This is a genomic window from Bdellovibrionota bacterium, assembly GCA_035292885.1.
Lineage (GTDB): Bacteria > Bdellovibrionota_G > JALEGL01 > JALEGL01 > DATDPG01 > DATDPG01.
In genome coordinates, this window is the sequence record DATDPG010000181.1 from 1 (window position 1) to 11,667 (window position 11,667).

The 11,667-nt window shown below is 57.1% G+C and carries 10 protein-coding genes; 5 read left to right on the top strand and 5 right to left on the bottom strand.

Annotated features, from left to right (window positions below):
• From jag to rpmH, 5 genes are all read right to left on the bottom strand, one after another.
• Positions 1-689: RNA-binding cell elongation regulator Jag/EloR (gene jag / locus VI895_12960; GenBank protein HLG20709.1), on the bottom strand; the 689-nt coding region annotated here is incomplete at its 3' end.
• A 27-nt stretch (positions 690-716) separates the two neighbouring features.
• A complete protein-coding gene (yidC, locus tag VI895_12965) occupies positions 717-2,375 on the bottom strand; it encodes a membrane protein insertase YidC (protein HLG20710.1) in 1,659 nt (552 codons plus the stop codon).
• Positions 2,376-2,382: 7 nt separating this feature from the next.
• A complete protein-coding gene (gene yidD, locus VI895_12970; protein ID HLG20711.1) occupies positions 2,383-2,586 on the bottom strand; it encodes a membrane protein insertion efficiency factor YidD in 204 nt (67 codons plus the stop codon).
• Positions 2,583-2,927: a ribonuclease P protein component gene (gene rnpA, locus VI895_12975; protein HLG20712.1), complete on the bottom strand. Its 345-nt coding sequence runs from the start codon at positions 2,925-2,927 to the stop codon at positions 2,583-2,585. The genes yidD and rnpA overlap by 4 nt, the downstream gene beginning before the upstream one ends.
• Entirely contained in the window at positions 2,924-3,073 is a 150-nt protein-coding gene (gene rpmH, locus VI895_12980; protein HLG20713.1) for a 50S ribosomal protein L34, read from the bottom strand. The genes rnpA and rpmH overlap by 4 nt, the downstream gene beginning before the upstream one ends.
• A gap of 418 nt (positions 3,074-3,491) precedes the next feature.
• Between rpmH and dnaA the strand changes: the two genes are divergently transcribed.
• The 5 genes from dnaA to gyrA form a co-directional block, all read left to right on the top strand.
• On the top strand, positions 3,492-4,832 hold the full coding sequence (dnaA, locus tag VI895_12985; protein HLG20714.1) for a chromosomal replication initiator protein DnaA: 1,341 nt from the start codon (positions 3,492-3,494) through the stop codon (positions 4,830-4,832).
• A 167-nt stretch (positions 4,833-4,999) separates the two neighbouring features.
• Complete coding sequence (gene dnaN, locus VI895_12990; GenBank protein HLG20715.1) at positions 5,000-6,124, top strand: DNA polymerase III subunit beta; 1,125 nt, start codon at positions 5,000-5,002, stop codon at positions 6,122-6,124.
• Positions 6,121-7,215, top strand: coding sequence for a DNA replication and repair protein RecF (recF, locus tag VI895_12995; protein HLG20716.1), 1,095 nt, complete (start codon positions 6,121-6,123; stop codon positions 7,213-7,215). Before dnaN ends, recF begins: the two co-directional genes overlap by 4 nt.
• A 40-nt stretch (positions 7,216-7,255) precedes the next feature.
• Entirely contained in the window at positions 7,256-9,724 is a 2,469-nt protein-coding gene (gene gyrB / locus VI895_13000; protein HLG20717.1) for a DNA topoisomerase (ATP-hydrolyzing) subunit B, read from the top strand.
• Positions 9,725-10,032: 308 nt separating this feature from the next.
• On the top strand, positions 10,033-11,667 hold a 1,635-nt coding region (gene gyrA, locus VI895_13005; GenBank protein HLG20718.1), incomplete at its 3' end, for a DNA gyrase subunit A.

Genomic DNA, 11,667 nt, shown 5'->3' on the forward strand with positions numbered 1-11,667 from the left:
GGGCCCTGTCGGCCGCCTCGCCCACGCATCGGTCCGGATCGGCCGCCTCGCCGCGAATCCAAACGGGTTCCCCCTCGGGGAATCACAATGACTTTTCGATTTCTTCCCTCGCCCACGCTCTTGGTCGTGACATCGGGATGATCCGCCAGCGCCATGTGCAAAATCCGTCGGTCCATGGCGTTCATCGGCTCCACGCTCACCGGTCTCCCTTCGCGTCTCGCGCGCCCCGCAAGCTTGCGGGCCAAGCCTTCCAGGGCCTCTCTTCGCCGTTCGCGATAGCGCTCCGAGTCAACCACCAAACGCTTCCCTTCCCGCTGATCCAGCCGCACCGCTTTGTGCACCAAATGCTGGAGCGCTTCGAGCGTGGAGCCGTGCTTTCCAATCAGGAGCCCCGTTCCGTTCCCCTGAATGTCAAGGCGGATTTCGTCTTCCAGATCTTCCATTTCGACCTTCACTTCCGGGTCGAAAAATTCCAGGAGCTTGGAAAGAAATTCGCGGGCCTTCTTTCCGATCTCCGTCGGATCCGCTCCTTCAATCGGTTCTTCCACTCGGCGAGCGCGGATCTTTAACGCATTTCCGTCTTCCACCACTTCGTATTTGAGGTGCGAACGTGTCGTATTCAAGGCGGCGCAAGCCCGCTCGACGGCGTCCTCTTTGCTTTCGCCTTCTATTTCAATCCATTCTTCCATGAAAAACTCCAGACGATATTGGTTCGTTCATGTTTTCGCCGGTGCGGGAGCCACCGTCCAGCCTCCCTGCACCCAATATTGTTGGGCCACCCCCCACAATGTACTGACCAAGATGTAAAGAGTCAGGCCCGCGGGGAGAAATAGCATAAGTGCCGAGAAGATCACAGGCATGATTTTCATCATCGTCTGCTGCGCCGGATCCACGCCCGGCGTGGGTGTCAGACGCTGTTGCATGACCATGAGCACACCCAGGATGACCGGCGTGACGTAGTACGGATCGTGGGCGGAAAGATCGTGAATCCACAGAAAGAAGGGAGCGTGCCGCAGCTCGATCGAGTTATAGAGCACGCGATATAGCGCGAAAAAAATCGGCATCTGCGGAAGGAGAAGGAGACAGCCTCCCATCGGATTGACCTTGTACTTGCGCATGTAGTTCATCGTCTCGCGCGCCTGGGCTTCTTTGTTGTCCTTGTATTTCTCCCGAATGGCGTCCAGCTCCGGCTTGTGCTGCTGCATCTTCTTCATCGACTTCGCCTGCATGTGCGCCAACGGGAACATGAGGAGCCTCACGACGATCGTGAGCAAAATGATCGCGACGCCGTAGTTGGGGAGAAGGGAATGAAGCCAGCGCAAAAAGAAAAGAATCGGGCGGGCGATCGGTCCAAGCCAATCTCCCAAATCGATCGCCCGGTCGAGCGACGCCGCGGAAGAAGCTTCCAAGACGCCGATGTCTTTCGGGCCGGTGAAAAATTGGACGCGATACGAAGCCGACCCCGAAGGCGCGATTTCTCGCGGAGGGTAGATCAGGGCCATGTCGATCCGAAGAGCATCGGCATCGGAATTGAGGCGCACTTCGCTCCAGCGCCCTTCCACCGGAATCAAGGCCATCAAGAAATAACGCGAATCGAACCCGGCCCAATCGATGTTTCCCTCGGGAAGCGGCTTCCAGGCGGACAGGTCGGCGCTGGGCTGAGAGGGAATCGCCTTTTTTTCGACGCGAACCGATGTCTCGTTGATAAACGCCGCAACCCGGACATTGTCCGGCGGCTGGCTCAGCATCGATCCCTTCGCTTCTTCCGCCCTCGACGAAAGTCGTGTGATCGCCTTGGCCTTCACCGCCTGGGATCGTCGGTTGAGGATCTCGACGCTCGCTTCAATCGAATAGTTTTTCGGATTCCAAGAAAATTTCTTTCGAAGGAAAAGATCCGGACCCACAGACGTTTCGTACGTTACCTCGGCGTCTCCCCTCGACACTTCGGTGTAGGACGCGTTTTCGTCGCTCCAACGTTGGCCCTCAATCTCCAACTCCCAACGAAGGGGGGGCGGGGCCTCCCCGCGAAACGGTACCACGGCGACCGGCGCAGCGTCCTTCGCGGCGGTCGTGCGGTACTTCTTCAGCAAGATTTCAGCCGGCGTGCCGGGCCGGTTCGTCCACCGAAGATGCATGAGCGGTGTCTCCGCGGACCACTCTTTCAGCGGTATTACCGACGAGGCCGGGCCGTCCCTCCGTTTCGGCGCCTCCGCCGCCTCTTTGGCCGACGGAGTTCCCGCGATCGTGGCGCCGGGTGCGGGCGTTGCAGCGGGCGTGGGCGTTCGTACGGGTTTTGGGATGAAATACTCGAACCAGACGTAGAGAAACGCCATCATCAGGCCGAGGGCAAGGAGAGTTCGCTTTTCGTTGTCCATGAAAATTCTAGGAGCGCGGGACCGGATCAAAGCCTCCGTCGTTCCAAGGATGACATCGCACCAGGCGCCCGAGGGAAAGAATCAAACCGCGCAGGAAGCCGTGTTGCCGGATGGCCTCCTCCGCATATCGGGAGCAAGAGGGGTGAAATCGACAACGCGGCCCGAGTATCGGGCTCAAAAAAATGCGATAACCCTTGAAAAACAATTTCATGACACCTTCACTTTAGAAAAAAGCGTACGCAATTCAATTCCAATGTCTCGTCCGGGCGGGCCTTGGATCGTCGATCGCACAATGACCACGTAATCACCGCCCTCGGCCATCCGTTCGCGTTGCAATCGGAAAAACTCTCTCACCACCCGCTTCCATCGGTTTCGGACGACCGCGCCGCCGGTCTTTCGAGTAACCACAATTCCCAAGCGCGCTCCAGGTCGTTCCGACCCGCGATACAGCAACACAAACCGGCGGCCGTGATACCGCCGTCCCTCTTTTTGACAACTCTCAAATTCCGAACGTTTTCGAAGCCGATCGGCGGGGCGGTGGCGTAGACTCACTTTTTCGAGATATCCACCGCCAGCTGCTTGCGGCCCTTACGGCGACGTCGACTCAGCACGGTTCGTCCGCCTTTGGTCTTCATTCGTTTGCGAAAGCCGTGCGTCCTCTTGCGACTGACCCGACTTGGTTGATACGTTCGTTTCACGCTGCACCCTTACTTGAAAAAATACCGATCCGCCCGAAAAAAGAGCGATTTTCAATCATGCCTCACCCGTGCTGTCAAGGCGCGAAGGACGGGCGTTCGTCGTTTCGTCGTCCCATGGGGTTCGTTCGTCTCTCTCTCTCTTCGAGAGGCGTCGGGTGACGCTTTCAACGGCACGGCGAAGCCGCACCTTTTACTTTGGGTGTCTACCGTTTGCCACGCCGCGACCTCCTGAATCCAGAAAACTTACGAGCGACCCGCGTGAAAGTGCCGACGGCTTCGCACTTCTTTTTCCGCCGCCAAGCCGACGCAAAAAAATCCCCTGAATTTTCCTGCGGGAAGTTCGGAGAGGCTTGACCTCGCTCGTGCACAAACTACAACCCAACTCCTCGACATGGAAAACGGAGCGCAGTCGCAGCCCTTGAAAACGATCTGGGATCAGGCGTTGTCCCAGCTCCAGAGCGAACTTCCGCCGCACGCATTCAATACGTGGCTTCGGCCTCTCCGTTTGCGCGACAGTGAGGCTGCGCACATCGTCGTAGAAGTTCCCAATGCATTTTACCGCGACCGTCTTCGATTCGATTACGGGCCGATCCTGCGAAACAAGTTACGTGAATTTTCCCAGCTTGAATCGCTGGATGTCGAGTTCGTGGTGGTTCCGGGAACTCAAGAAACATCTCTGATCCAAGATCTCGGCCGAACGCAAGAGGCGATCCGCAAACGCCCGAAAGAAAACGGCGAGGGGGACAGGCCCAACGCGCGTTACACCTTCGGATCGTTCGTCGTCGGCAATAGCAACCAATTCGCCCACGCAGCCGCTCAAGCGGTGGCCGGTGCCCCCGGCGAAACGTACAACCCTCTCTTTATATACGGCGGTGTAGGCCTGGGGAAGACCCACCTTCTCTGCGCCGTCGGCAACGAAATTTTGTCTTCCCGCCCGCGCGCTCGGGTTCTCTATCGCACGGCCGAGCGTTTCATGAACGAGCTGATCAACGCCATCCGCTACGAAAAAACGCCTGAATTCCGTTCTCGGTACCGCGAATCGTGCGACGTCCTGTTGATCGACGACACGCAGTTTTTCGCCGGCAAGGAACGCACGCAGGAAGAATTTTTTCACACGTTCAACGCCCTCCATGAGGCGAACAAACAAATCGTCCTTACGTCGGACAAGTACCCGAAAGAGATCCCCGATCTCGACGAGCGGCTTCGTTCGCGATTTGAATGGGGCCTCTTCGCCGATATACAACCGCCTGATGTCGAAACCCGCGTCGCGATTCTGAAAAAGAAGGCTGAAGCCGAGAAACTCGATCTCCCCGATGACGCGGCTCTTTATCTCGCCACACAGATTAAATCGAACGTGCGCGTCCTGGAAGGTGCCCTCATTCGCCTGGCCGCATTCTCCTCGATCTCCGGCCGACCGATCACAATGGAGCTGACACAGGAGGTTTTTTCCACGCTGGCACCCGAGAACGCAGCGATTACGGTGGACGCCATTCAAAAACGTGTGGCCGATTTTTTTAATCTCAACATCTCCGACCTCCGATCGAGCCGACGCCATAAAGTCGTCGCCTTTCCCCGGCAGGTCGCCATGTACCTGGGACGAAAATTGACCTCCTCCTCCTATCCCGAACTCGGAACGAAGTTCGGCGGAAAAGACCACACGACCGTCATGCACGCTGTTTCCAAAATCGAGCGCCTGTTGGGAGAAGATTCACCGCTCCGCACGACAATTGCCTCCATTGAAAAATCTCTTCAGACGTAAGAATCCCCAGCTTCCCGGGTTCCCCATTTTCGTTCCACAGGATCGATCTCCCCGGACCCCCGCTCAGAGCCTGATCCCACGCATTGATTTTCCGTTATCCCCACTCTTTACTACTACTACTTACTTCAATATATGGAACACAAGAAACATCGTAGGAGAGGTTGTGTATGAAAATTGAATTCCAGCGTGATTCCTTCGGCAAAGCCCTTCAATCCGTGGGCACGGTCGTGGAGAAAAAAACCACCATGCCGATTCTGGGAAACATTCTCCTGGAGGCAAAAGGAGATCGCCTTCAAATCTCGGCCACTGATTTGGAGATCGGCATCCAGGCCACCTGTCCGGTTCGAGTCTTGACCGAAGGACGCGTCTGCGTGCCGGCTCGGAGCCTGATCGACATCGTGCGGGAGTTGCCTGACGAGAAAGGGACGCTCCGAAAGGGGGATAACGAGTGGCTCGTGGTGGAAAGCGGAAAGGCGCAATTCCGCGTTGTGGGGATGGTGGCTGACGAATTTCCGAAAATGCAGCCGAAGGACAAATTCAAGTTCTCCAAGCTCCGAGTGGAAACGCTTAAGCACGGGATCGAAAAAACGGGCTTTGCGATCTGCACGGATGAGATGCGTTACAACCTAAATGGAGCGTTCATCGAAACCCGAAAGGGAGATAAGGGAGGGACTCAGTTTCGGATGGTGACGACCGATGGCCACCGGCTGGCGCTGGTCGACACGACTCTCAGCGACGACGAAACCTTTTCCCTTGCAAAAGGAGTGATCCTGCCGCGAAAAGGGGTGGCGGAGCTGCGGAGATTGCTCGGTGAATCCACGTCGAAGTTGATCGGAGCTGCGGTTGCGGACGGAAACGCCGCCTTTCAGATCGAAGATGTGGTCATCGCGATGCGTTTGGTGGTGGGTGAATTCCCGGACTACACGGCGGTCATTCCCAAAGGGAACAAAAAGAAACTGATGTTGGATCGGAACCTCTTCTCACAGTCGCTTCACCGCGTGTCGCTTCTCTCCGAGGGGAAGTCAAAATGCATACGCCTGGGGATCAAGAAAGACGGCGTCCACCTTTCGGCCAACAGCCCGGAACTGGGTGAAGCGGAGGAGGAGGTGCAGGGCGAATTCATGGGAGACGATATGGAGATCGGGTTTAACGCCCGGTATATCCTGGACGCGCTCTCGGTTGTGGATGGCAACAAAGTGATGATCGAATTGGACCATGCGCAGAGCCCAGGCGTGATCCGAATTCCGAATGACGCGAACTTTTTATCGGTCATCATGCCGATGAGAATTTGATCCGCCGCCTCACGCTGCGCTCGATTCGCGCTTATCCAACGCTGCAGGTTGAACTCTTGGGCGAACGTACCGCTTTCGTCGGGAGCAACGGTTCGGGAAAAACCACGCTTCTTGAAGCCATCCATCTGTTGGCGACGCTTCAATCGTTCCGAACGGCGCGCATGTCCAATCTCATAGCGACTGGAAGCGACGAGGCCATGATCAGCGGCGCGTGGGAAGATCCGACATCCACCCGGGCCATGCGGATCATAGGAGGCCGGCGCAAACTCGACCGCGATGGAAAGGCGTCCACAGTCGAGCATTTTTGCGAAGGGCTGGCCGTGGTGGCGCTGGCTCCCGAACACAGTCGCCTCTTGTCCGACGGCCCGGAGGAGCGGCGCAGATTCCTCGACCGCCTTCTCTTGGTGTTGCAACCGACGTATTTCGAAACCGCTCGGCGTTACCGGAAGGCATTGGCGCATAAACAGGCGCTTCTTCGGGAAGAACTCCCCTATTCGGTCTATGCCGACCGAGTCGCCCCCTGGAATCAGGAACTGGACCAATATGGAGCGGAAATCCGACGCTCTCGCTCGGAGTTGATTGCCAAAATCGCTCCTTCCCTCCAACGGCATTACGTCGACCTAATCGGCCGGAACGAAAGCGTGGGTTTGCGGCATCGCTGTTCGGAAGAATCGATGGCCGAAGAGCTCGAAAGACTCGGCCGAGCGGAGCATGCGGCCGGCCGTGCCTTAGTGGGACCGCACCGGGACGATCTCGAGCTCCTCTTGCGGGAGCGGAAGGCGGAAGAGGTCTGCAGCCAAGGCGAGCGTTTTTCGATTCTGCTGGCGTTGAAGCTCGCGGAACGGGACGAGATCCGCGCTCAATCAGGGCGCGAGCCGACACTTCTCTTCGACGATTTGGGTGCGACGCTGGATGCCGAACGGCGGGAACGGCTTCTTCATGAAGTCCTGACGGGACGCCAGCAACTGTTGGTAACGACTTCGGACGAAGGGGTGGCGGCCGCTCTGGAGGCGGCCGGGACGACGATCGTGCGCAAGAAAGTCGAGTCCAAAGCCGACGGTTTTTCCGTTGCTTGCTGGCTTCCCCGATGATACTTTTCGCCGTCCTGCGCCGGGACGTATGGATAATGTCGTGAGTAAGAAGACCCCTCAAAAAGCGGACCCTTCTATTGTGAATCCGCCGCCGAGCAAGGGCGACGAATACACCGCGGAAAGCATTAAGGTTTTAGAGGGCTTGGAAGCGGTCCGAAAACGCCCCGGAATGTACATCGGGGACACCGGGACTCGGGGCCTCCATCACCTGGTGTACGAGGTGGTCGACAACTCGATCGACGAAGCGCTCGCCGGCTACTGCAACAAGATTACCGTAACGATTCACATCGATGACTCGGTGACCGTTAAAGACAACGGCCGGGGCATCCCGACCGAAATGCATAAGACGGCAAAGCGTCCGGCCGCCGAAGTGGTCATGACCAAACTCCACGCCGGCGGAAAATTCGATCACAAGTCCTACAAAGTCTCCGGGGGTCTGCACGGCGTCGGCGTCTCGGTCGTCAACGCCCTTTCGGAAAAGCTCGAGCTGGAAATCCACCGGAACGGAAAGGTTTATCAGCAGCGCTACGAGCGGGGAAAACCGGTTTCGGAACTCCTGGTCGTGGGGGAAACCGACAAGACGGGGACGATCGTCACGTTCAAGCCGGACACACAGGTGTTTGAAACCACGGGATTCACGTTCGACACCCTCTCCCAGCGGTTGCGCGAGCTATCCTTTCTCAACACCGGCGTGGCGATCTCGATCGAGGACAAACGGTCGGGCAAAAAACATGACTTCGCCTACGAAGGCGGGATCACCGCCTTCGTCAAGCACCTCAACAAAGCCAAGACGACGCTTCACGAACCGATCTATTTCACCGGCAAGCGGGGAGACACCGTGGTGGAGGTGGCGATTCAGTACAACGACGGGTACAGCGAGAATATTTTTTCCTTCGTCAACAACGTCAATACGATCGAGGGAGGCACACACCTGATCGGCTTCCGTTCGGCGCTCACGAGAACCGTGAATACGTACGCCGCGCAGGCAAACCTGAGCAAGGACCTCGCCGACAACCTGTCCGGGGAAGACACACGGGAAGGCCTCACAGCCATTGTCTCCGTAAAAATCCAGGAACCTCAGTTTGAAGGCCAGACCAAGACCAAGCTCGGCAATTCCGAAGTGAAAGGATTGGTCGAGGGGATCGTCAACGAGGGGCTGACGAATTATTTCGGGGAACACCCGACCGAAGCGAAACGGGTGGTCCATAAAATCATCGACGCGGCCCGGGCGAGGGAAGCGGCGCGGAAAGCGCGGGAACTCACGCGGCGGAAATCCGCGCTCGAATTTTCATCCCTCCCCGGAAAACTGGCGGACTGCCAGGAAAAAGACCCGGCGCTGAGCGAACTTTACATCGTGGAAGGAGATTCGGCCGGCGGTTCCGCGAAGCAAGGGCGCGATCGCAAGAACCAGGCGATTCTGCCGCTGAAGGGAAAGATTCTCAACGTCGAAAAAGCGCGGTTCGACAAGATGCTTCAGTCGGGCGAAATCCAGACGCTGATTTCTGTTCTCGGCTGTGGAATTGGCCAAGAGGATTTCGACATCTCCAAGCTCCGGTACCACAAAATTATACTGATGACCGACGCCGACGTCGACGGCGCGCACATTCGAACGCTACTCCTCACTTTTTTCTATCGGCAGATGGTTTCCGTGGTTGAACGGGGCCATCTTTTCATTGCCCAGCCGCCGCTCTACAAAGTGAAGCGTCAAAAAGAAGAGAGGTACCTCAAAGACGAAGCATCGCTGGAATCGTTCCTTTTGGAACTCGGCGTGGAGGGGATCGAGGCCGTCTCCGGCGAGGATAAGAAGGCCGACACGATCAAGGGCGGCGCGCTCCGCCAACTCGTGAAAAAGGCGATGACCTACCAGCGGGCGCTCGACCTTCTCAGCGAAAAGAAAGATCGCCGCGTCGTGGACGCGTTCGTCATGTCGGCCAATCTTCAGGCGGCCGATCTGTCCAAAAAGAACGCGATGGAGGAAGCGCGAAAAAAGGCCTCGGCGTTCATTCGCGTGGCCTACCCCGAAATTCATCCGGTGATCTATCAGATCGATCCCGACAAGGAGCATGGCGGTTTCCGCCTGACCGCTTCGTCCAAAGATAAGGGCATTAAGAAAGAAACCTATTTCGACGAGCCGTTCTTGGCCTCCGCAGAATATGCCGAACTTCTGCGGCGGGCCGAGGGGATTGCGCCCCTTAGGACCGCGCCGATTCCGCTGATGGACGAAGGGAAGAAAATCGAAGCGGCCAACAGCGCGGCGTGGATCAAGCATATTCTCGACCATGGCCGGAAAGGGTTGGCCGTTCAGCGCTACAAAGGGCTGGGTGAAATGAATCCGGAACAACTTTGGGAAACCACGATGGATCCTTTGAGACGGAGTTTGCTGAAGGTGACGATCGACGACGCCGTAGATGCCAACGAAATTTTCACGATTCTAATGGGCGACGCCGTCGATCCGCGGCGCGAGTTTATCGAAAAGAACGCCCTGAACGTTCGCAACCTGGATATCTGACATGCCCGGCGACGTCAGCAGAGAACTACGGCAGAAGTTTCAGAAACGAGCGAAAATCGTTCGTGTTTTTTCGATAGGGACTTTTGTGATAGCTATTTGGCTTTTCGTAGCTTTGGAAATCTGGGGATCGACGGAGGCCAAATGGCTGAAGGCTTGGCCACTCCTAGTGGTGTTGTCGGTTTTTCTGCGGCTTCACGGTGATCATGGAATGAAGTGTCCAGCATGCGAAAAGTGGTCGGCAGGCTTCTCGTGCAATTTTTGTCCAAAATGTGGTGTTAGCCTGAAAGTCTGACGGACAGAGTAAACCGATGACAGAAACCGACATCAAACGCGAAATACCCAAGGCGATCGAAGACGAGATGCAGTCGGCGTACCTCGATTACGCCATGAGCGTCATCGTCGGCCGCGCCCTCCCCGACGTCCGCGACGGTTTAAAGCCGGTGCACCGCCGGGTTCTGTACGGCATGTTCGACATGGGCAATCTCCACAACAAGCCGTACAAAAAATCGGCGCGCGTGGTCGGAGACGTCATGGGGAAATACCATCCCCACGGTGACGCCGCGATCTACGAAACGATCGTCCGTATGGCGCAGGATTTTTCGCTCCGCTACCCGCTCATCGACGGGCAGGGGAACTTCGGATCGGTGGACGGCGATGCGGCCGCGGCCATGCGGTACACGGAAATCCGCCTGGCGAAAATCGCCGAGGAGTTTTTGGCCGATATCGAAAAAGACACCGTGCCGTTCGGCCGGAACTATGACGACACGCTCGACGAGCCACTGGTTCTCCCGGCGAAGATTCCGAACCTCCTCGTCAACGGTTCCACGGGAATCGCCGTGGGTATGGCGACCAACGTCCCGCCGCACAATCTCAATGAAGTGTGCGACGCCCTCATCGCGCTGATCCGTAAGCCGCAGCTCGAGACGAAGGAACTCTTTCAAATCGTCAAAGGCCCCGACTTTCCGACGGCCGGAATCATTCATGGAAAGAAGGGGATCAAAGACGCCTATGAGACCGGTCGGGGAAAGTTCATGGTGCGGGCGCGCGCGACGATCGAGGAAACGAAGAAAGGGGACCGCCAGCAGATCATCGTGACGGAACTTCCGTATCAGGTGAACAAGGCCCGCCTGATGGAATCGATCGCCGAACTGGTGCGCGATAAAAGAATCGAAGGGATCAGCGATCTTCGGGACGAGTCGGATCGGGAAGGGATGCGGATGGTCGTCGAACTCAAACGCGACGCCGTCCCCGCGATCGTTTTGAACCAGCTTTACGCCAACACGCAAATGCAGATCAGTTACGGCGTCATCATGCTGGCTCTGGTCCACGGCAAGCCGAAGGTGATTCCGCTGAGGGAGGCGCTGGAACTCTTTGTCGTCCATCGCAAGGACGTCGTCACGCATCGGACGGTCTTCGACCTCCAAAAAGCCGAAGAACGGGCGCATATCTTGGAAGGCCTCAAGATCGCGTTGGACAACCTGGATGCGGTGATCAAGACGATCCGGAAGGCGAAAGATCCCGATGTCGCCCGGACGGAGCTCTGCAAGGAATACAAACTCTCCGCGATTCAGGCCAACGCCATCTTGGAAATGCGTCTGCAGCGGCTGACCGGTCTGGAGCGGGAAAAGATTTTGGAAGAATACAAAGCGACGCTCGAACTGGTTTCACAGCTCCAGAAAATCTTGGCCGACGAGCAGCTCGTCTACGACATCGTCGTAAAGGAACTCGAAGAAGTGAAAAAATCGTACGGCGACGCCCGGCGGACGGAAATCAAGGCGCAGCTCGAAGAGTTTTCGGATGAAGACCTTATCGCCGAGGAAGAGATGGTCGTAACCGTCACGCATGCGGGCTACATCAAACGAAATCCCGTCACGCTCTACCGGAGCCAACGCCGCGGCGGGAAAGGCAAAGTGGGGACCGGAGTGAAAGAAGAGGACTTCGTC